Raw genomic sequence first — 20014 nt, 5'->3', positions numbered from 1 at the left:
CCAGCCACCCCGCTTACTGCTGGTTGGCTGAACATGCTGCAGGAAGAGCTGGTCGCCGTTGTGCTTGCCTACCAGGGAGAGCTAGACCCGGAGGACTCCCGGCAACTGCTGAAGTCCTTGCAAGCGATGATTGCCAACTTCGCGGTCAAGGCTACTAGCCTGTCTGGCTACGGGATTCTTGACGCGTACACCAAAATTCAAGTCGATGAAATGCTTCGGCAGATCAACGAAGCCTTGGGCACAAAGGTCCCGACAGCCAACTCTTTGGCGGGGTATGGGATTCTAGATGCCTATACCAAAACCCAAGTTGACCAACTGTTCATCACCGCGAGGGAGGAAATTGAGGTTGACCTGGTACAGCGCCTTGCCCTCAAGCAAGACAAGAACACTGCCGCGTTCGGTAGCACGGCGTCCTGGGTTCGAGACGGCGCTACCGGCGCAATTGAGCAGTACGGCTTGTTCTCTTTGAATTCTGGTCCCAGCGAGCAAACCATCACGTTCCCTACTGCTTTCCCCACCGCTTGCAGATCAGTGGTGCTGACCAACTTTGAAGATGCAGCAGCCGAAGGCAACATCGTTCGGGTCCTTCGATGGGACAACAACGGCGTCACCATCCTGAACTCAGGTGGTAATACCTTCACATCCTACAGCTGGGTCGCCAAGGGGAACTGAGCATGCCTTACCTTTTTAGCCCATCGGAGTTGGCGTTTTACCATACCGGCATTCCGTACCCGACGCTGCCAGAGGACGTCAGAGAGATTGCTGATGAAGAGCATGAGGCGATCATGGAGGGCTTGCTGCGTCACGGCAAAGTCCTCCGTGCAAGCCATCAGGGGGCGCCAATGGCGGTTGAGCGCGATGTGGTTGGCAGTGATCAGATCGCGGTGCCAAATACAGCGCAACATGAACACGGCTAGCGAGTGCCAAATCCGGCGCTTCGCGGTGCCAAATCCGGCGCGCGCCTACAAGATCACGGTTCAGCAAAGTTCAGTAACAAACATGTAAACTTCGTAAATAAGATTTACTCGCATTTGCGATTCTCTATATTTACCACCCCTGTTGGCCGCCAAACTGAGTGCGGGGCCGGTGGGCGAGGGCTCCCGGTTTCCGACAAGGATGTGCCTTTTCGCTCATGAATCGCAGGAGATGTACCCATGCAGTGCAGAACTTCACCCAACAGCCTGGCCCTGGCGTTCGTTGCGCTGGCGTCGCCGTCCATGCTGGCGACCGCGGCAGAGTCCGAGGAGCGGCGTGCGGGTGAGGTCCTGGAAGTGCCCGTCGCCGACAACGCTCTGGTGATCCAGGACACCCTGATCACCGCCGAGCGCGAGGCGCGACAGGCCCTGGGCACGTCGATCATCACGGCCGAAGACATCAAGCGCCACCCGCCGGCCAATGACCTGTCCGACATCATCCGCCGCGAGCCCGGGGTTAACCTGACCGGCAACAGTGCCAGTGGGGCACGCGGAAACAACCGGCAGATCGACCTGCGCGGCATGGGCCCGGAAAACACCTTGATCCTCATCGACGGCAAGCCATCCAGCGCGCGCAACGCCGTACGCTATGGCTGGAACGGTGACCGTGATACTCGGGGTGAAACCAACTGGGTGCCGGCCGAAGCGGTCGAGCGCATCGAAATCCTGCGTGGCCCGGCCGCCGCACGCTATGGCTCTGGCGCCATGGGCGGGGTGGTCAACATCATCACCAAGCGCCCTTCCGACGAGCTGAAAGGCAGCGTCAGCCTGTACACGCAGCTGCCGGAAGACAGCGCAGAGGGCGCCAGCCGCCGAGCCAACTTCAACCTCGGTGGCGGCCTGACCGATAACCTGGGTTTCCGCCTGTACGGCGGCCTGGCCAAGACTGACGCCGACGATCTGGACATCAACGCCGGGCATGCCACCAGCGCCCTGGTAGCGGGGCGGGAAGGCGTTCGCAACAAGGACATCAACGGCCTGCTGAGCTGGAAACTGAACGACGAGCACCGCCTCGAAGCCAGTGCCGGCTACAGCCGTCAGGGCAACATTTTTGCCGGCGACACCATGAACAGCAACGGCGGCGGAGATGTCGACTTCGTCTCCAGCCTCTACGGCCACGAAACCAACGTGATGCAGCGCAGTACTTATGACCTGACCCACCTCGGTGATTTCACCTGGGGTACCAGCAAGACCACGCTGGCCTACGAATACGTACGCAACTGGCGGCTTAACGAGGGCTTGGCTGGCCGCACCGAAGGTGCCCCAAGCAACGAAGGGGGAGCCATGTCACGTTTACGCAACACACGCCTGAGCAGTGAGGTGAACCTGCCGTTCGCCATGGGCAGCACAGACCATGTGCTTACCTTGGGCGGCGAGTACCTGTACGAAACCCTCAACGACCAAGGTTCGTTGCGCCCGCAAAGCTCCGACCCCACCAACAATGACGGTCTTGTCGGCTTCGATCGCAGCAGCTCGAAGATGACCGCACGCAGCTATGCGCTGTTTGTCGAAGACAACATCATCGTTGGCGACACCACCCTTACGCCGGGCCTGCGTTTCGACCACCACGAAACCTTCGGCGACAACTTCAGCCCCAGCCTGAACCTGTCGCACAAGCTCACCGAAGCACTGTCGGTAAAAGGCGGCATCGCCCGTGCCTACAAGGTTCCGAACCTGTACCAGTCCAACCCCAACTACCTGCTGTACAGCCGCGGTAATGGCTGCAGCGTGCAACAGACCAACAATGGTGGCTGTTACCTGCAGGGCAACGCCGACCTCAAGCCCGAGATCAGCGTCAACAAGGAAATCGGCCTGCTGTACGACCGTGGTACCTGGCGCACCAGTGCCACCTACTTCCGCAACGACTACAAGAACAAGATCATCGGTGATACCGATGTGCTTTACACCATTGGTACCGGCAGCCGCGTGACGCAGTGGGACAACGCCGGCAAGGCGCGGGTGGAAGGTGTCGAAGGCAACTTCTTCATCGAGTTGGCCCCGAACCTGGACTGGAACACCAACCTGACCTGGATGCTCGATAACGATAATCGCGAAACGGGCGAGCCGCTGTCGGTGATCCCGGAATACACCGTCAACACCAGCCTCGACTGGCGCGCCACCGAGCAACTGTCATTCCAGCTGGCGGGTACATACTTCGGCAAGCAGAAATCGCCGACCTACGACTACCGCACCCAGCAGGACTACGACAAGACCGCCCAGCAGGACGTCGAGGCCTATGGCCTGGTGGACGTGAGTGCCGGGTACAAGTTCAATGCCAACTACGACGTGCGGGTAGGCGTGAACAACGTCTTCGACAAGCAGATCCTGCGCGGCGGCAACGCCAGCAGCTCGGGGGCAAACACGTATAACCAGCCGGGCAGGGCGGTGTTTGCTGCGCTGAATATCAACTTCTGATCCCAAGGGCCGCCCTGCGGCCCAATCGCGGTTCAATCGGGTCGCGAATGGCCGACGACATTCTTGCAGCCAAACGTCTCGCAGCGTGCTAAACCATGCACCCCAGCCCGCTGCGAGAAATGCCTGGTGAAAGCCATCCGCCTGACCCTGATCTGCCATGCCCTGACCCAGGCCCAGAAGAACGGGCGCCTGCACCATACGGATGACGGCATCCTGCCGCTAGCCCATCAGTCAGACGCCGACCGTTCAGGCGTGCAACTGCTGAGTGCGCCAGAGCGGCGGGCTTGCGAGACGGCAGCGTGGTTAACGGGGGCAGTACAGATCGAGCCAGGTTTGGCCGATTGCGACCTTGGGCGTTGGCAAGGTGTGTCGTTGAAGCAACTACAAGCCGAGCAACCGCAGGCGTTGGCCGAATGGCTGCAGGATCCGGCCAGTGCCGTGCATGGTGGTGAGTCGTTCGCTGCGCTATGCCAGCGCCAGGCCGCCTGGCTGGCGGCCTTCGACAGGCCGGGTGACTGGCTGGCGGTGACCCACCCGATGGTCATGCGCGCCATGCTGGTACAGGTGCTTGGGTGTCCGATGAGTGCCGGGCAGTGTATCGACGTGCTGCCGCTGTCACGTCTGCAATTGAGCTTTACCGGGCAGTGGCGGTTGCGCCTGGGCTAAGGCTCAGAACGCCAGCTTGTAACCGATCAGCAGCAGCATCGTTGCCAGGCAAGGGCGCAGCACGCGGTCGGAGATCCGCCCGGTGAGGTGGCTACCCAGGTAGATGCCTGGCAGCGAGCCCAGCAGCAGGTAGCCCAGCAGCGACCAATCCATGTTGCCCATGCCCGCGTGGCCGAGGCCCGCTACCAAGGTCAGTGGCACGGCGTGGGCAATTTCGGTACCGACCAGGCGACGGGTGACCAGGAACGGGTACAGCAGGAACAGCGCCACCGTACCCAGGGCGCCAGCACCGATGGAGGTGAGGGTGACCATTATTCCAAGCACCACGCCGGTCAGCACTGTGAGGATGTTCAGGCTGCGGTCGCTGAGGTGATAGTGATCACCGGCATGGCGGCTGGCGAAGGCCTGCAGGCGCGATTTGAACAGGATGGCCAGGGCGGTCAGGATCAGCACCACCGCCAGGCCTTGCTTGATGATGGCGTTGAGCGCCGAGGTATCGGTGTGCAGGGTGCTGAGGAACCACAGGGTCAGCGCCGCTGCGGGCACGCTGCCCAGGCTGAGCAGGCCGGTGATCTTCCAGTCGATGTTCTTGTTGCGCGCATGCACCCAGACGCCACTGGCCTTGGTGATCGCTGCATACAGCAGGTCGGTGCCGACAGCGGTCGCCGGGTGGATGCCAAACCACAAAAGGATCGGGGTCATCAGCGAGCCGCCACCGACGCCGGTCATACCGACGATGAAGCCCACGACCAGGCCAGCAATGGTGAAACCGAAAGAACCTACATCCATACGCTACTCGACTGCCCAACTTTGCCCGTTATCGGATGCCAGTCAGCATATAGATTTTTTTATAGCCAAATAGACTTGTTCGTTATTAGGTTATAACCAGGCTTGCCTCGGCAGGCGCAGCGGATCAACGATCGGTCATCACTACCATGACATGGGCATCACCACCGTCATCGCTTTCCGACAGGTAGATGTGCCCCACCTGGCTGTCGAAATACGCAGTCTCCTGCGGCCCGATGCTGACCGCTTCTCCGGTCTCGAACTCGATGCGCACGCGCCCGCTCAGCACCAGCGCGAACTCTTGCCCGGGGTGGCGGATAAAATCGTCGAACTGGCCGCGTTCCCGGGCAATGATGCGGGCATAGGCCGGTGTCATGCGTCGTGCGGGGAAATCCCCGGCAATCGGATAATAGTCGTAGGTGCCGGTCGAATAACCCGCCGCTGCGGGCAGTGAGTCGACCACCACGGTCACCGGCACCGGGGCACTGACCGTGCCGCTGGCGCGGAACAGCTGGGCAATATCGACATTCAGCGCCCGCGCAGCAGCGGCCAGTTTTTCATAGCTGACCGACACCTGTGCCAGTTCCATCTTCGACAACGTGGACAGCGGCACGCCACTGGCTTCGGACAATTGCTTGAGGGTCATCTGGCGCGCCTTGCGCACCTGGCGCAGGCGCTGGCCGACGACGGCACGGTCAAGCTGGGGAAGAGCTGCGGGCATTCAGGGATCTCGGCATGCGGCGGTGGTCGGGCATCTTACCTTGGACCCTTGCGCATTTCTAAATTCTCATATATTAGAATTCTCATAAATGATAATTGCCTGGCAGGAGCGTGCATGACCCCGACCTACGACACCCTGATCATCGGTGCTGGCATCGCCGGCGCCTCGCTGGGCTACCGCCTGGCCGGCCAGCAGCGTGTGCTGCTGGTCGAGCGTGAATCGCAGCCTGGCTACCATTCCACCGGGCGTTCGGCGGCCATGTTCATGGAGGCTTACGGCACCCCACAGATCCAGGCACTGACCCGCGCCAGCCGGGCCTTCTACGAAGCGCCACCGCAGGGCTTCTGCGAGCACCCGCTGCTGGAGCCGCGAGGCTGTCTGTATGTGGCCAGCCTGGAGCAGCGGGAACTGCTTGAGCAAACTTTCGCGCAGAACCTGGCCAATGGCACAGAAGTCACCCTGCTGGACCGGGACGCGGCCTTGGCACTGATACCCAGCCTGCGTGGCGAAACCCTGGCCGGCGCGGTGCTTGAGCCAGGTGCGATGGACCTTGACGTACATGCCTTGCACCAAGGCTTCTTGCGTGGTTATCGCACTGCCGGCGGTGAACTGCGCTGCAACGCCGAGCTGATCCAGGCCTGCTACCTGGACGACGTGTGGCAGGTGGAGTTGGCTGATGGCAGCCGCCTGCAGGCCCGATGTCTGGTCAATGCTGCAGGTGCCTGGGCGGACCGTGTGGCCGAGCAGTGCGGGGTGGCGCGCATCGGTTTGCAACCGTGCCGTCGTAGCGCCTTCACCTTCCCTGGTCCGGCAGAGCAGGACTTTACTCGCTGGCCTGCGGTGATTGGTGTCGATGAAAGCTTCTACTTCAAGCCTGATGCCGGCCAACTGTTGGGGTCGCCAGCCAATGCCGACCCGGTTGAGCCCCAGGATGCCGCGCCCGAGGAGTTCGACGTGGCCTTGGGTATTTACAACATTGAAGCCATGACCACCCTGGCGATCCGCCGCCCGAGCCACACCTGGGCCGGGTTGCGTTCGTTCGTTGCCGACGGCGACCTGGTGATCGGTTTCGATGCGCATGCCCCCGCGTTTTTCTGGCTGGCGGCCCAGGGGGGCTATGGCATCCAGTCGGCAGCGGGCGCCTCGCGCCTGGCCGCCGACCTGCTACTGGGCCAGCCGTTGTGTGCCAGCCTTGTCAGCCAGGGCGTGGCGCCCGAGCGCCTGTCCCCGGCCCGTTTCCAGCAACCCTGAAAGGAGCATCCCATGAGCAATGACATTCAGCGTTTCCCCAGCAGCCTGCCGTTCCCGTTTTCCCGCGCGGTAAAGGCCGGTGGCTTTCTGTTCCTCTCCGGGCAGGTGCCGATGAGCGCCGGCGGCGAAGTGGTGCGCGGTGATATCCAGACCCAGACCCGTGCTGCCTGCGAGCGTATCGCCGAAAGCCTGGCGGCCTGTGGCGCGCGTTTCGACCAGGTGGTGAAGGTCACGGTCTGGCTGTCGGACATGCGCCATTTCGCCGGCTTCAACGAGGTGTACAAGGCGTTCTTCGGCGCGGCGCTACCGGTGCGTTCCACCGTGGCCTCGGCGTTGGCCCTGGGCGTGGATGTGGAGATCGAAGTGCAGGCGTTCGTCGGCGACGCCTGACCGGGCAAAGAGCCCGTGTAGAGGCGACCTTGTGTCGCGATGGGCTGCAAGGCCGCCCCTACGACCGGTATGCGACGGCGATGACAAAACAACAATAAATCCAGAGGTTCACATGCAAGAGCAGCTGAAGATCGCCGGCGCATTTGTCGGCGTGATCGTGGGGGCGGGGTTCGCTTCAGGGCGGGAACTGTTGTTGTTCTTTGTCGATTTCGGTGTGTGGGGCTTGGCTGGCGCGCTGGTCAGCGCCGCCTTGTTCACCTTTCTCGGCATGGCGCTGGCGGGGCTGGGCAATCGTCAGCAGGCCACCTCGCACAAGGATGTGATTTTGGCCATCTGCGGCCGTCACCTGGGCATGTTCGTCGACTGGTTGATCACCTTTTTCATGTTCGCCGTCACCGTGGTCATGCTGGCTGGCGGTGGAGCATTGCTGGAGCAGCAGTTCGGCATCCCGGCCTTGACCGGCAGCGTGCTGGTGACGCTGGTGGTGGTCGGTATCGTGTGCCTGGACGTGCGCAAGATGATGCTTGCAATTGGCGCCATCACACCCTTGCTGATCCTGGTGGCTTCGGCGATAGCGCTGTATGCCGTGATCACCCGCGAGCAGAGCTTTGCTGCGCTCGATCAGGTGGCCAGCCAGCAACAGGCCGGCACCCGCCATTGGCTGCTGGGTGCGTTCTTGTATGTGTCGTATAACATCGTCGCGGGTGCGCCGATCCTGGCTATTCTGGGCGGTTCGGCCAAGGGTGAGAAAGCCGCGGTGTGGGGAGGCCTGCTCGGTGGCGCTGCGCTAGGCGGCCTGATGCTGGTGATGAGTGCCGGGCTGCTGTCGCGCCTGGACAGTGTGGCCGACCAGCCGATGCCGATGCTGTCGATTGCCAACGAAGTGTCACCACTGCTGGGGCTGGTGATGTGCCTGATCATCTTCGGCATGATCGTCAACACCGCGGTGGGCACGCTGTTTTCCTTCCTCTCGCGGCTGTTGCCGGCGGGCACGACGAAGTTCCGCTGGGGCTCGGTGGTGACCGGGGTGGTGGCGCTCGGCTGTAGCCTGGTGGGGTTCATCAGCCTGGTGGGTGAGGTGTACCCGTTCTTCGGTTACCTGGGCTTTGTGCTGATGACGGCGGTATTGCTGGCCTGGGTACGGCGGGGCAGGGCTGCGAAGGCGGTGGCGGCATAAGGGGCTGGTACAGGCGACAACAGGCATAGGCCGTTGCCGCCTGAACCCGGCGTTTAAATCCTGAAGCTGCCCACCAACTGCTTCAAACGCCCAGCCTGCTGGGCCAGCTGGTCGCAATGGCGCAGGGTCTCGTTGAGGTTCTCCACCCCCTGCTGGTTCAGGGCGTTGATCTGGGTGATGTCCAGGTTGAGGCTCTCGACCACGGCGGTCTGTTCTTCGGTCGCTGTCGCCACCGACTGGTTCATGCCATCGATTTCGCCAATGCGCTGGGTCACGCTGGCCAGGCGTTCGCCGGCCTGGTTGGCCACCTGCACGGTCTGTTCGCTGGAAACCTGGCTGGTGTTCATGGTATGCACCGCTTCGCGCGAGCCCACCTGCAGGCTGGTGATCATGCGGTGGATTTCTTCCGCCGACTCCTGGGTACGGTGCGCCAGGTTGCGCACCTCGTCGGCCACCACGGCAAAGCCACGGCCGGCTTCACCGGCACGGGCCGCTTCGATGGCGGCGTTCAGTGCCAGCAGGTTGGTCTGCTGAGAAATGCCCTTGATCACGTCGAGGATCTTGCCGATTTCGTCGGTGCTGGCGTTGAGCGTTTCGATCTGCGCGCACGACTCGCTGATCCGTTGCGACAGGGCAGTCATGGCGCTGATGGCTTCTTCAACCACTTCACGGCCACCGTGCGCCTGTTCGCTGGCACCGCTGGCATGTTGTGAAGCATCTGCGGCGTTGCGGGCGATTTCCTGGGTGGCGGCGCCCAGTTCGTTGATGGCCGCAGCGACGCTGTTGGTGCGCATGCTCTGTTCTTCAGACCCGATGATCGACGCATTGGACGCGCTGACCACTTTCTCCGAAAGGTCATGCACCAGGCGGGTGGCCGAGGACACTTCGCTGATCGAGGCATGGATACGTTCGACAAAACGGTTGAACGAGGTAGCCAGTTCGCCGAACTCGTCCTTGTTCTGCACGGCCAGGCGGCGGGTAAGGTCACCTTCACCCTCGGCGATGTCGCGCATGGCGCGGCCCATGGTGGTCAGCGGGCTCATCAGCACCGGAATCAGCAGGCCGAGCAGGCCGGCGATGGCGGCCACGGCAATCAGCATGGCAATGATCGCCGAGGTGCGGAACTGGCTGAGCGCGGCATAGGCCTTGTCCCTGTCGATCGACAGCCCGATGTACCACTGCGCCGAAGGCAGGCCGGCCACCGGGGCGAACGAGATGATGCGGTCCTGGCCGTCGAGGGTGACATCCTGCATGCCGGCGGCCACCCGCAGGTTGCTGCCTGGGTAGATGTCCTTGAGGTTCTTCATCACCTGGTCTTTATTGGGGCTGACGATCACCTGGCCATTGGCGTCGGCCAGGAAGGCGTGACCGATGCCGCCGAAGTCGACCGAGTTGATGATCTCGACGAGGGTGTCGAGGGTCACGTCACCGCCGACTACACCGATCAGTTCGCCATTGCGCTTGCTCTTCACCGGCGTGGCGATGGTCACCATCAGGCCACCGACTGCACCCTGGTACGGGGCGGTCAGCACGGTCTGCCCGGCGTTGGCGGCGGCGCCATACCAAGGGCGCTGGCGCGGGTCGTAACCGGCGGGCATCTGGGCATCCGGGCGCTGGGTGAATTCGCCGTTGGCCTGGCCCAGGTAGGTGAACAGGAAATTACGCGTGTAGGACGGCTGCTCGATCAGCCCTGCCAGGGTGTCGCCGGCGCCTTGCTGGCCGATGTCCTGGGCCAGGTTCTCCAGCACCAGAATGCGCCCGCTCATCCAGTTCTGCACACTGCTGGCGGTCAGTGCACCGGACTGCTGCACCGAGGCTTCGATATTCTGGCGGATGGTATTGCGTTGCAGGTAGTCGTTGTAGAGCGTGAACAGGGCAAATGCCAAAACCACGACGCCGCAGGCGCTGAGCAGGATCTTGTGGCGAAATTTCAGGTTCATGTTTCGAGACCTTGAGCCAATGAGGGGAGGGCGCAGCGCGCTCATGACGCGGTGCGGGGCCTATCGACCGAGATATCGGCTTGAGGGGTAAAAGATTGAAGTGCTTAGGGAAAATTCTTACAGACGTTTCGACGGACGGCAGTCACGGATCAGCCAGCTGCTCGATCAGCAGACGTGCAGCCTGCTGCAGCGGCTGTTGTTTGCGCCACAGGATATGCACGGGCAGTTGCAATTCGTTGCGTGTATTACGGAATTCCAGGCGCACCAGACGCCCGCTGGCCAGCAGCGGGGCGACCCGCGACAACGGCAGATCTCCCCAGCCCAAGCCAGCTTCAACCATCTGCAGCGCCAGGTCGAAGCTGTCGGTGGACCAGTGTGTGGCGCCGATCAGTGGGCGAGGGTCAGCCAGAGGCAGATCGCGGCTGCGCACCAGAATCTGACGCACCTGGGTCAGGTCCTCAAGGTCGTGGATACGCCCCTCACGCAGGGCCGGGTGGGCCGGCGACAGGGTGGCTACCAGCGACTCCATGCCGATGTGCTGGAAGCCGCGGCGGGCATCGACCTGCAGGCCGGCAAAGGCTACGCAGAGGTCGGCACGGCCGCTGTCCAGCAAGTGCAGGGCTTCTTCCTGCGGGGCGCTGAGCAGGGCAATATCCAGCAATGGGTGGCGCTTACCTAGGTTGGCGATGGCCGCCAGCAGCGGGCGGTGATCGATGTCGGGTGCCACTGCCAGGGTCAGGCTGCTCTCCAGCCCTTGGGACAGCTCCAGAGCATGAACCTGCAGCAGCCCCAGTTGTTCGGCAATCAGCCTGGCGTGTGGCTCCAGGGCCAAGGCCTGTGCGGTTGGGCGAACTTCACGCGGGCCACGTTCGAACAGGCTGTAGCCAAGTTCTGCTTCAAGGTTGCCAATGGCCATGCTCACGGCTGAAGGCACGCGCTTGAGGGCGCGCGCTGCGGCGGAAAACGAACCGTGGTCGAGCACGGCCAGAAACAGCTGGATGTTGTCGCTGGAAAAGTTCATGGCAGCCTCCTGTCAGTTGATCTGACAGCTGCTGACTTTTGCTGTCAAGTGCGTTGAAGCATGATCGCCCCCATCGCTTTTTGTCTTTGGAGGTAACCCCGGGTGCAGGGATTGAAACGCAAGTTGGTCTACGTGACGTTCTATGAACTGATCGGGCTGTGCATGTCGACCCTCGGGCTGGCCTACCTGTCAGATACGCAGGCGTCGCATACCGGGCCGCTGGCGGTGATGATCACCACCATCGCCATGCTCTGGAACCTGATCTACAACACCCTGTTCGAGTACTGGGAGAGCGGCCAGGCCAAGCGTGGGCGCAGCGTGGCGCGGCGGGTGGTGCATGCCATCGGCTTCCAGTTGACCCTGGTGGTGTACCTGATTCCGCTGATTGCCTGGTGGCTGGACATGACATTGCTGGAAGCGCTGCTGGTGGATATGGCGTTCATCATCCTGGTGCCGTGCTACACCTTTGCCTACAACTGGGCGTTTGATCGTGTGTTTGGCTTGCCAAGCTCTGCCCTTGCCACAGCTTGATACAGCCTTGCGCTGCGAAAACGCCGGCACAGGCCGCCACTAAGGTGGCAGGCGAATGATCAAAGGCGCCTGCTGCTGCTCGACCTGCTGCTCCACCGGCCGCGGCGCACTGGCCAGCAAGCTGTCCTCAACCTGCCCCGACAGGTAATAGACCCCCGCCATGGCCCCGCTCTGGCGGTTCTCCATCAACTCCTGCCATTCCTGGTTCAACGCCACGTTCAGGATCACCCGCAGTTGTTCGACCATCTGCGGGTGGTCACGGTCATGGGTCATCACCCCGTAACCGGCTGCGGCAATCGAAATCATCGCCCCTGCCACCTTGCCCACTGCCGATGCCACGGCACTGGCGATCCCGCGTGGGGCCAGGGTGGCGCCAAGCTTTTCGCTGGCCTGGGTGGCCACCGAGTTGAGCCCGACATCGGTCCGGCCAGGGCCTTTGCTGGCCTGCTGATGCAAGTGCTGGCGCATGGCTTGCCAGGCCGGCTGCTGGTCCAGTGACTTGGCCCGCAGCAGCTGATACAGGCTGGCATTGCGCGCATCCGGTGGCCCCAGGGCGATGGCGGGGATACGGTTGAGGCGCTGGCTGAACTGCTCGGGCGGCGCGTTGTACCGGCTGATGATCGCCGGCAGTTGCTGGACGAGCAGTTGCAGGTACAGTTCGCAGGCGCGGTCGCGGATGCCCTCGGGGTTGATCTGCTCGGCCACCGGCTCGATCACCCGCGCGCGATACTGCTCCTGCAGGTACAGGGCCAGGCGTTTTTCTGCCGGTTCCCGCCCCTCGCCGCTGTCGAGCTTGTACCAGGCCACCTTGAGGGTGAGCCATTGCTGGGTCCAGTAACCCGTGAACCAGGGGATGAAGTCGCGCTCGGTGCGTTGTTGCACCTGCTCCTTCCACACCCGCATGGAGCGCCGGGCATAGTCGTTGGCCGAGCCGGCGGCACCGACCGAGGCATCGATCAGTTCCTGGTCGATGCGTTGCCAGGCCGCGGGGGTGAGTATTGTGGGCGGCGGCGGGGCAGGGGGGCGCTTGCTCGCACAACCGCCGAGGGCCAGCAGAAGGCAGAGCAACAGGAGGACTCGAGAACTCACGCGACCGCCTCCCTGGTAGAGGCTGGGGGGGTTCTCGAAGTATAGGGTGGGGCTGTTGGGGCTGCTGTGCAGCCCATCGCCCGCTCAGCAGCGCTGCAAATGGTTGCGTGAGCGCGGCCTGCGTCAGAGCGATCGCGTCAGCCTGGTCGGGTTATTCCAGGTCCAGCTTTTCTTCCAGGCGGTCAAGGTGCCTGTGCATCAACTCCAGGGCCGCTTCGGCATCACCTTGCTCCACGGCATCGATGATTGCCGCATGCTCTTCCCACGCGCAGTGATCGCAGCAAGGCGATTCGTAGCGAGCGATGATCAGCGAGGTCATCGGCACCAGTCCATTGAGAAATCGCGCCAGTGGCGCATTGGCCGCCACCTGCGCCAGTTTCAGATGGAACTCGCCGCCCAGGCGGATCGCCGCGCAGCGTTCGCCACGCTCATGGTGCTGGCGCTCGCGCTCTACCAGTTGCCGTAACTGGCGTACCTGCGCCGGCCGGGCGCGTTGCGCGGCCAGGGTGATCAGCGTGGTTTCGGCCAGACGCCGGGCACTGAGCACCTGACGTGCCTGGTCCGGGTCAGGCGCAGCCAGATGCGCGGTGTGGCTGGGGCGCTGTACCACCACCTGCTGGTCGGACAGGCGCCCGAGCACACGGCGGATCACCGTGCGGCTGACACCAAAGGCATGGCCCAGCGCCTGTTCGGGCAACAGACTGCCCGGTGGCAGGCGCTGTTCGAGAATGGCGTCGAACAGCCTTGGATAAATCTGCTCGGCCGACAGGCGGGTTTCGCCGGCCGCGAGCAGGGTAGGCAAGTGGGGGACGGCGTTCATGGGCACTCTCCTGAGGTCATGGATGCGGATGTTCGTCCGGGATATTCAGCGCGATACCCATGCGCAGCCCTTCGGCCACGATGTGCTGACGCATCTGGGCACTGGCCTGGGCGCTGCTGCGTTCGCGAATGGCGCGCACCACCGCTTCGTTTTCCTTCAGCCGCGCGGCCAGGTGCTCGGGCGAGTTGCGCAGCATGTCGGCGCTTTGCTTCAGGGCATTGCCGGTCTGCTGCACCACGCTCTGGAAAATCGGGTTGGTGGTCAGGGCGAACAGCGCCTCATGGAAGGCAATGTAGGCTTTGACCCCGGCCTCGCTGTCATCGGCCTCCAGCGCTTCGCGCATGTCCATCAGGGTCAGGCGCAACTGGCCGATGTCCTGGCTGTTGGCCGACTGCGCCACCAGGCCGACGATGAACGGTTCGAGTGTGTAGCGCAGTTCCAGCACGTCGGCCAGGCTGGCCGCAGCACTGGTTTCCACGCCCGACGGCTGGGCATCGGCATCGAGCACCAACACGCCCTTGCCGGGTAACGAGCGCACCAGGCCCAGTGTTTCCAGCACGGTTACCGCTTCGCGCAGGCTGGGGCGGCTGATGCCCAGTTGTTCGGCCAGTTCGCGCTGGCCTGGCAGCATGTCGCCGGTGCGCCATTGGCCGCGGGCCAGGGCCTGGCGGAGTTTTTCCACCACTGAGTTGACGACGGTTGATGAGCTGATCACGGTTCGCTCCTGGAAGGGCCGGCGTCATGCCGGCCACGTTCGCTCAGAATTCCTGTTGATGGGCGCTGGGTTGCTTGCGTGGCGTGGGGGCAAAGCCAGGCTTGCCGTCGAGCACGTTCTGCGCACGTTCCAGGTCAATGTCCTTCTCCCAACGGGCAATGGCCACGGTGGCCACGCAGTTGCCGATCAGGTTGGTCAACGCCCGGCCGATACCCATGAACCAGTCCACCGCCAGCACCAGTACCAGGCCAACCACAGGGATCGCCGGTACCGCAGTCAGGGTGGCGGCAAGAATCACCAGTGCCGAGCCTGGGATGCCGTGAGCCCCCTTGGAAGTCACCAGCGACACCAGCAGGATGGTCAGCAGGTCGGTCATTTCCAGTGGCGTGCCGGTGGCGTTGGCGATGAACACGATCGCCAGGGTGAGGTAGATGGAAAAACCATCGAGGTTGAACGAGTAGCCGGTAGGGATCACCAGGCCGACCGTGGAACTGCCGATGCCCAGGTGCTCAAGCTTGCGCATGATCTGTGGCAGCACGGCGTCGGAAGAGGCGGTGCCCAGGACGATGGTCAGCTCTTCGCGCAGGTACTTGATCAACGGCAGCAGTTTCAAGCCCGACAGGCGCATGACGGTGCCCAGCACGATCAGCACGAAGCCGGCACAGGTGAGGTAGAACAGCGCCACCAGCCCGCCCAGGTGCTGCAGCGACGCCAGGCCGTACTTGCTGGTGGTGAAGGCGATGGCACCGAACACGCCGATCGGCGCCAGGCGCACGATCATGCCCATGATGCGGAAGATCACATGGCTCAGTTCGTTGATCAGTCGCGAAATGCCGGCGGCCGAGTCACCCACCAGGTTCAGGGCGCTGCCGAACAGCACCGAGAACAGCAGCACCTGAAGAATGTTGTTGTCGGCGAAGGCACCGATCACCGAGGTGGGGATCAGGTCCATGAAGAACGCCGTGGCGCCATGGATGTGCTGGCCGCGCTCGGCCAAGCCGTTGGCATCGGCGGCGGACAGTTGATCCAGGTGAATATTGGCACCGCTGCCAATGCCACTGGTGAAGGCGAACACCAGGCCGATCACCAGCGCCAGGGTAGTCAGCACTTCGAAGTAGATCACCGACTTCAGGCCGATACGCCCGACCTTTTTCAGGTCGCCCGCACCCGAAATGCCGCTGACCACCACGCAGAACACGATCAGGCCGATGAGCATCTTGATCAGCTTGATGAAGCCGTCGCCGAGGGGTTTGAGTTGCAGGGAGAGGTCGGGGAAGCTCAGACCGCAGGCGATGCCGAGGGCAAGGCCGAGTACGACTTGCAGGAAAATCGAACGCGAGCACCATTTGAGCATGGGAGGAGTCTCTGATCGGTGTCCTTGCTTCGGTAGCCGCACGGGGCGAAAGAGCGCAGGACTTAATTATTGTGGTCTTACCGGTTTGTTCAGCGCGAGGCCATAAAAGCGCGAAAAATCCCTGATTGCAAGGATTTTTGGCCTTACCGGTCTGACCAGTTGTGGGGCAATCCGGCCTGCCATGCTCTAGTTCGGTGCGTGCCGTGAAAGCTGGCGCGTGAAATAGCTCAGGGCTTGGCCAGTGCCTGGTCCACTGCTGCAATCAGCTTGCCAAGATCTTTGGGTGGGGCGTTGTGGATGACGCCGAACAGGTAGGCGCGCTGCTCCTCTTCGTCGTCCGGTTCAGCGAAGAAGTCCTTGGTCTTGACGCCCAGCACCTGGGCAAACGCCATGATTGCATCGATGCTGGGGGTGTAGGTGCTGGTTTCGAAACGGCTGATGGTCTTGGGGTCGAAGCCGGTCCGTTCGGCCAGTTGTGCCTGGGTCAGGCCCGCCAGCTTGCGGTAGCGGCGCAGGGCGATACCCAAAGCTGATCTCGTCATCGCTTAATTCCCATTTAGAATCAAGAACTTAACGATATCTATCAATGTGGCGCAACGCCATGATCGATCACCTTTGTTTTATTTATGTGATGAATTTCGTAGAATTCATGGCTTGACCGGTCAGTCATCGTCACCTTCCTTGTACCGTTCGGCCTCGTGCCGCAACGGCAGGAAGCGCTTTTGCCCATTGGAACGGATCCTCATGATTCGGTTCCGATGGCCGTCGATGAACTGGGTGCCGGCTTGTCATTGAATGGAGTCTCATCGTGCGCCTCAACTTGCCGGTAACCCCGGTCGAGCAACGTTTTCCCCCCCATCAGCGGCTGATTTCTGCTACCGATACCGCCAGCCTGATCACCTACTGCAACCCAGAGTTTGCCGCCATCAGTGGCTACAGCGAGGCCGAACTGATCGGCAGCCCGCACAACCTGGTGCGCCACCCGGACATGCCGCCGGCGGTGTACGAGTTGATGTGGCGCTACCTGAAAGCCGGCAAGAGCTGGATGGGTATCGTCAAGAACCGCTGCCGTAACGGCGACTACTACTGGGTCAATGCCTACGTCACGCCCATCCTCGAAGGTGGGCGGGTAGTGGGTTACGAGTCGGTGCGCGTATGCCCTACGCGCGAGCAAGTAGCCCGTGCCGAAGCCCTGTATGCGCGGCTGCGCAACGGCCAGGCGGCATTGTCGGCGCCGCGCCGGCTGAGCTTGCTGGCGCAGGCCTTGGCCTTGCCACTGGCCGGTGGGCTGCTGGCGGTGGGGGCCAACCATCTGTGGCCTGGCCTGGTGGGGCAGGGGCTGACCCTGGGGCTGTTCGTGGCCTGCGGCCTGTGGGTGCGCAATGCCCTCGGGCGGCAGCTGCAGCAGATTGTGCAGGGTGCCGAAGGTGCCTTCGCCGACCCGATTGCAGCCTTGACCTACAGCGACCTGTCGGGTGCTGCCGGGCAGTTGCAACTGATGCTGATCAGCGAAGAGGCACGCCTGAAAACCGCCTTGACGCGGCTAAGCGACCTGGCCGGGCAAATGGCCGTGGCCGCTCGCGATGCCGGGCAGTTGTCGCGCAGCACCGAGGCGGCATTGCTGGAGCAGCGTGCCGAAACCGATCTGAGCGCCACTGCAATGAACCAGATGGCCGCCTCCATTGGCGAAGTGGCCAACCACGTGCAGTTGACCGCCGCCGAGGCACACACGGCGCACTTGCTGGCCGAGCAAGGTAGCCAGGTGGCCGATGCCAGCGGTGCGGCCATTCGTAACCTGGCCAGCACCGTGACGCAGATCAACCAGGCGGTCAGCCACCTGGCGGGTCAGACCGGCGCCATCGCCGAGGCCGCCGGGATGATCCGCGGCATTGCCGAGCAAACCAACCTGCTGGCCCTCAACGCCGCCATCGAGGCTGCCCGTGCGGGCGAGCAGGGCCGGGGCTTTGCCGTGGTCGCCGACGAGGTGCGGGCACTGGCCGACAAGACCCGCCAGTCCACCCTGCACATCCAGGCCATCATCGATGCCCTGCGCAGTGGCGCCGAGGAAGCCGTGGCGATCGCCAGCCGAGGCATCGACGGTGCCGAGCAGGGCGTTGCCCAGGTGCAGGAAGCTCGGCAGGCGCTGCATGGCATTCGTGACGCGGTACAGCGCATCAGCGATATGAGCCAGCAGATGGCCACCGCCTCGCAGCAGCAGTCGGCGGTGGCAGAAGACGTTTCGCGGCAGATCAACGGCGTAGCCGGTATTGCCCAGCACAGCGCCCATAGCGCCAACGCCGCCGCCTCGCGCGGTACCGAACTGGAACACGTGTGCGCCGGATTGCGCGCCCTGGTGGAGCGCTTCAACCGCTAAGGCAGGATGCTTTATGGATGATAACTATCGCGCGGCCGTGGACGCGGCCGCGATCTTTTCGGAAACCGACCTGCGTGGGAACATCACCTACGTCAATCAGCAGTTCTGCAGCATCTCGGGCTACAGCCGTGAGGAACTGCTGGGGGCCAACCACCGCATCCTCAATTCCGGGCTGCATGAACCGACGTTTTTTGTCGGCATGTGGCGGGCTTTGGTCGCCGGGCGGGTGTGGAAGGGCGAAATCTGCAACCGGTCCAAGGACGGTTCGTTGTACTGGGTCGACAGCACCATGGTGCCACTGGTCGATCCGCTGACAGGCCAGGTGCGCAAGTATGTGTCGATCCGCTTTGACGTCACGGAGAAGCGCCAGCTGCTGCATACCTTGCAGTGGCGGGTGGGCCACGATGTGCTCACCGGCCTGCCTAACCGCGCCTACCTGTCCGACCTGCTGAACCAGGCCCTGGCCTACTCGCGCTGCGAAGGCATCTCGCTGGCGGTGTGCATGCTCGACCTGGATGGTTTCAAGGCGGTCAACGACGGCTACGGGCATGCCGTGGGTGACCTGCTGCTGGTGGAAGTGGCGCAGCGCTTGAAGAGCATCCTGCGCGGTGGTGATGCCGTGGCCCGGCTGTCGGGCGACGAATTCGTGCTGATCCTGCGCGACGTCGACGATGAGCACCAGCTGCATGCAGCCCTGCAGCGGGTATTGCGTGCCTTGGCAGCGCCCTGTGTAGTGCGTGAGCATACGCTGTCGCTCAGCGCCAGTATCGGCGTGACCCTGTACCCGCAGGATGACGAAGATGCCGACACCCTGGTGCGCCACGCCGACCAGGCCATGTATGTGGCCAAGCAGCGCGGGCGCAACCGTTACCACCTGTTCGACGTGTCGCAGGAACAGGAACTCAAGGCCACCCACCAGACCGTGGCGCGCGTGCGCCGGGCGCTGCGCAACGGTGAGCTGTGCCTTTACTACCAGCCCAAGGTCAACCTGCGCACTGGCAAGGTACTGGGCTTCGAGGGCTTATTGCGCTGGCAGCGGCCAGGCCGTGGTGTGGTGCCGCCAGGCGATTTCCTGCCCTGGGTAGAGCAGACCGACCTGATCGTCGAAATCGGCGAGTGGGTGATCGGGCAGGCGTTGAGCCAGTTGCAGGCCTGGCAGCGCCAAGGGCAGCCCTGGTCGCTGAGCGTGAATATTGCCGCGCGGCATTTGCAGCGCAGTGACTTTGCCGAGCGCCTGCAGCAGCTGCTGGCAGCGTACCCGGCGGTGGACCCGGCGCTGCTGGACCTGGAAATCGTCGAGTCGGTGGCCATCGACAACCTGCAGCATGTCAGCCGCTGCCTGGATGCCTGCCGTGCGCTGGGTGTGCGTTTCTCGCTGGACGATTTCGGCACCGGTTATTCGTCCTTGAGTTACCTGAAACGCTTGCCGACCCAGACGATCAAGATCGACCAGTCGTTCGTGCGTGACATCCTTCATGACCAGGACGACCTGGCGCTGACGGAGGCAGTGATCGGCCTGGCGCGAGCGTTTGGCCGCGAGGTGATTGCCGAGGGGCTGGAGAGTGTCGAGCACGGTCGGGTACTGATGGGCCTGGGCTGCGAGCTGGCGCAGGGTTACTGCATCGCCCGGCCGATGCCCGCCAGTGACGTGCAAGCCTGGGCACAGGCCTACCAGCAGCCAGTGCAGTGGCGTGACCCTTGAAGGTCATCAGCGGGCCGTGGTCTTGACCTGCACGGGGGGCGCCACCTGCTTGTCGATCAGGGGTGGCTTCGAAAACCTGCTGTGCGGC

18 protein-coding genes and 3 pseudogenes are annotated in these 20014 nt (G+C 63.0%); 11 read left to right on the top strand and 10 right to left on the bottom strand.

Going from position 1 to position 20014, the window contains the following annotated elements:
- The first annotated feature begins 33 nt into the window (after positions 1-33).
- The 4 genes from LU682_RS19640 (at position 34) to LU682_RS19625 (ending at position 4055) form a co-directional block, all read left to right on the top strand.
- On the top strand, positions 34-672 hold the full coding sequence (locus tag LU682_RS19640) for a gp53-like domain-containing protein (protein WP_175442673.1): 639 nt from the start codon (positions 34-36) through the stop codon (positions 670-672).
- Between the two features lie 2 nt (positions 673-674).
- A complete protein-coding gene (locus LU682_RS19635) occupies positions 675-917 on the top strand; it encodes a hypothetical protein (protein WP_060489674.1) in 243 nt (80 codons plus the stop codon).
- A 237-nt stretch (positions 918-1154) separates the two neighbouring features.
- Complete coding sequence (locus LU682_RS19630; protein ID WP_010953218.1) at positions 1155-3389, top strand: TonB-dependent siderophore receptor; 2235 nt, start codon at positions 1155-1157, stop codon at positions 3387-3389.
- A gap of 126 nt (positions 3390-3515) precedes the next feature.
- Positions 3516-4055, top strand: a complete 540-nt coding sequence (locus tag LU682_RS19625) for a histidine phosphatase family protein (protein ID WP_232885737.1) — start codon at positions 3516-3518, stop codon at positions 4053-4055.
- Between the two features lie 3 nt (positions 4056-4058).
- Here LU682_RS19625 and LU682_RS19620 read toward each other — a convergent pair whose 3' ends face one another.
- Positions 4059-4844, bottom strand: a complete 786-nt coding sequence (locus LU682_RS19620; RefSeq protein WP_010953220.1) for a sulfite exporter TauE/SafE family protein — start codon at positions 4842-4844, stop codon at positions 4059-4061.
- A 124-nt stretch (positions 4845-4968) separates the two neighbouring features.
- Entirely contained in the window at positions 4969-5562 is a 594-nt protein-coding gene (locus tag LU682_RS19615; RefSeq protein WP_010953221.1) for a helix-turn-helix domain-containing protein, read from the bottom strand.
- Positions 5563-5676: 114 nt separating this feature from the next.
- Here LU682_RS19615 and LU682_RS19610 point away from each other — a divergent pair, with 114 nt between their 5' ends.
- From LU682_RS19610 to LU682_RS19600, 3 genes are all read left to right on the top strand, one after another.
- Positions 5677-6813: an NAD(P)/FAD-dependent oxidoreductase gene (locus LU682_RS19610; protein WP_010953222.1), complete on the top strand. Its 1137-nt coding sequence runs from the start codon at positions 5677-5679 to the stop codon at positions 6811-6813.
- A 12-nt stretch (positions 6814-6825) separates the two neighbouring features.
- The gene (locus LU682_RS19605) at positions 6826-7203 is read left to right on the top strand and encodes a RidA family protein (protein ID WP_010953223.1); all 378 of its coding nucleotides are present in this window, start codon (positions 6826-6828) and stop codon (positions 7201-7203) included.
- Positions 7204-7315: 112 nt separating this feature from the next.
- Positions 7316-8380 carry a YkvI family membrane protein gene (locus tag LU682_RS19600; protein ID WP_010953224.1) on the top strand — a complete coding sequence of 355 codons (1065 nt, stop codon included), beginning with the start codon at positions 7316-7318 and terminating at the stop codon, positions 8378-8380.
- Between the two features lie 53 nt (positions 8381-8433).
- Here the strand turns inward: LU682_RS19600 and mcpA (LU682_RS30040) are convergent.
- The 3 genes and pseudogenes from mcpA (LU682_RS30040) to LU682_RS19590 all read right to left on the bottom strand — a co-directional run.
- Positions 8434-9030, bottom strand: a pseudogene (gene mcpA, locus LU682_RS30040) (methyl-accepting chemotaxis protein McpA); the annotation flags it as partial.
- 306 nt (positions 9031-9336) lie between these two features.
- Positions 9337-10320 (bottom strand): annotated as a pseudogene (gene mcpA, locus LU682_RS30035) (methyl-accepting chemotaxis protein McpA); the annotation flags it as partial.
- 142 nt (positions 10321-10462) lie between these two features.
- On the bottom strand, positions 10463-11341 hold the full coding sequence (locus tag LU682_RS19590; RefSeq protein WP_010953226.1) for a LysR family transcriptional regulator: 879 nt from the start codon (positions 11339-11341) through the stop codon (positions 10463-10465).
- Between the two features lie 102 nt (positions 11342-11443).
- Here LU682_RS19590 and LU682_RS19585 point away from each other — a divergent pair, with 102 nt between their 5' ends.
- Positions 11444-11872: a PACE efflux transporter gene (locus LU682_RS19585; RefSeq protein ID WP_010953227.1), complete on the top strand. Its 429-nt coding sequence runs from the start codon at positions 11444-11446 to the stop codon at positions 11870-11872.
- A gap of 39 nt (positions 11873-11911) precedes the next feature.
- Here LU682_RS19585 and LU682_RS19580 read toward each other — a convergent pair whose 3' ends face one another.
- The 5 genes from LU682_RS19580 to LU682_RS19560 all read right to left on the bottom strand — a co-directional run bounded on the left by LU682_RS19580 (position 11912) and on the right by LU682_RS19560 (position 16392).
- On the bottom strand, positions 11912-12961 hold the full coding sequence (locus LU682_RS19580) for a hypothetical protein (RefSeq protein WP_010953228.1): 1050 nt from the start codon (positions 12959-12961) through the stop codon (positions 11912-11914).
- Positions 12962-13112: 151 nt separating this feature from the next.
- Positions 13113-13781 (bottom strand): GntR family transcriptional regulator, encoded by a 669-nt coding sequence (locus LU682_RS19575; protein ID WP_010953229.1) that lies wholly within the window; start codon positions 13779-13781, stop codon positions 13113-13115.
- Positions 13782-13797: 16 nt separating this feature from the next.
- Complete coding sequence (locus LU682_RS19570; protein ID WP_010953230.1) at positions 13798-14496, bottom strand: FadR/GntR family transcriptional regulator; 699 nt, start codon at positions 14494-14496, stop codon at positions 13798-13800.
- Positions 14497-14539: 43 nt separating this feature from the next.
- Positions 14540-15850 carry a C4-dicarboxylate transporter DctA gene (locus LU682_RS19565; protein ID WP_010953231.1) on the bottom strand — a complete coding sequence of 437 codons (1311 nt, stop codon included), beginning with the start codon at positions 15848-15850 and terminating at the stop codon, positions 14540-14542.
- Positions 15851-16077: 227 nt separating this feature from the next.
- Positions 16078-16392, bottom strand: a complete 315-nt coding sequence (locus LU682_RS19560) for a helix-turn-helix domain-containing protein (RefSeq protein WP_010953232.1) — start codon at positions 16390-16392, stop codon at positions 16078-16080.
- Between the two features lie 266 nt (positions 16393-16658).
- Between LU682_RS19560 and LU682_RS30030 the strand changes: the two are divergent.
- From LU682_RS30030 to LU682_RS19550, 3 genes and pseudogenes are all read left to right on the top strand, one after another.
- Positions 16659-16940: pseudogene (locus tag LU682_RS30030) on the top strand (PAS domain-containing protein); the annotation flags it as partial.
- Positions 16941-17348: 408 nt separating this feature from the next.
- Entirely contained in the window at positions 17349-18224 is an 876-nt protein-coding gene (locus LU682_RS30025; RefSeq protein ID WP_371264237.1) for a methyl-accepting chemotaxis protein, read from the top strand.
- A gap of 13 nt (positions 18225-18237) precedes the next feature.
- A complete protein-coding gene (locus LU682_RS19550) occupies positions 18238-19926 on the top strand; it encodes a putative bifunctional diguanylate cyclase/phosphodiesterase (protein WP_010953234.1) in 1689 nt (562 codons plus the stop codon).
- The last annotated feature ends 88 nt before the right edge of the window (positions 19927-20014 follow it).

The sequence above is a fragment of the Pseudomonas alloputida genome, from assembly GCF_021283545.2.
GTDB classification, from domain to species: domain Bacteria; phylum Pseudomonadota; class Gammaproteobacteria; order Pseudomonadales; family Pseudomonadaceae; genus Aquipseudomonas; species Aquipseudomonas alloputida.
Note: the sequence above shows the minus strand (reverse complement) of the source record. Positions and strands in the feature narration are given on the sequence as shown.

Coding starts and splice junctions, on each gene's coding strand:
- LU682_RS19590 (WP_010953226.1), bottom strand. CDS start 11,341: ATGAACTTTTCCAGCGACAACATCCAGCTGTTTCTGGCCGTGCTCGAC.
- LU682_RS19565 (WP_010953231.1), bottom strand. CDS start 15,850: ATGCTCAAATGGTGCTCGCGTTCGATTTTCCTGCAAGTCGTACTCGGC.
- LU682_RS19575 (WP_010953229.1), bottom strand. CDS start 13,781: ATGAACGCCGTCCCCCACTTGCCTACCCTGCTCGCGGCCGGCGAAACC.
- LU682_RS19630 (WP_010953218.1), top strand. CDS start 1,155: ATGCAGTGCAGAACTTCACCCAACAGCCTGGCCCTGGCGTTCGTTGCG.
- LU682_RS19635 (WP_060489674.1), top strand. CDS start 675: ATGCCTTACCTTTTTAGCCCATCGGAGTTGGCGTTTTACCATACCGGC.
- LU682_RS19620 (WP_010953220.1), bottom strand. CDS start 4,844: ATGGATGTAGGTTCTTTCGGTTTCACCATTGCTGGCCTGGTCGTGGGC.
- LU682_RS19640 (WP_175442673.1), top strand. CDS start 34: ATGCTGCAGGAAGAGCTGGTCGCCGTTGTGCTTGCCTACCAGGGAGAG.
- LU682_RS19610 (WP_010953222.1), top strand. CDS start 5,677: ATGACCCCGACCTACGACACCCTGATCATCGGTGCTGGCATCGCCGGC.
- LU682_RS19600 (WP_010953224.1), top strand. CDS start 7,316: ATGCAAGAGCAGCTGAAGATCGCCGGCGCATTTGTCGGCGTGATCGTG.
- LU682_RS19550 (WP_010953234.1), top strand. CDS start 18,238: ATGGATGATAACTATCGCGCGGCCGTGGACGCGGCCGCGATCTTTTCG.
- LU682_RS19615 (WP_010953221.1), bottom strand. CDS start 5,562: ATGCCCGCAGCTCTTCCCCAGCTTGACCGTGCCGTCGTCGGCCAGCGC.
- LU682_RS30025 (WP_371264237.1), top strand. CDS start 17,349: ATGCTGATCAGCGAAGAGGCACGCCTGAAAACCGCCTTGACGCGGCTA.
- LU682_RS19560 (WP_010953232.1), bottom strand. CDS start 16,392: ATGACGAGATCAGCTTTGGGTATCGCCCTGCGCCGCTACCGCAAGCTG.
- LU682_RS19605 (WP_010953223.1), top strand. CDS start 6,826: ATGAGCAATGACATTCAGCGTTTCCCCAGCAGCCTGCCGTTCCCGTTT.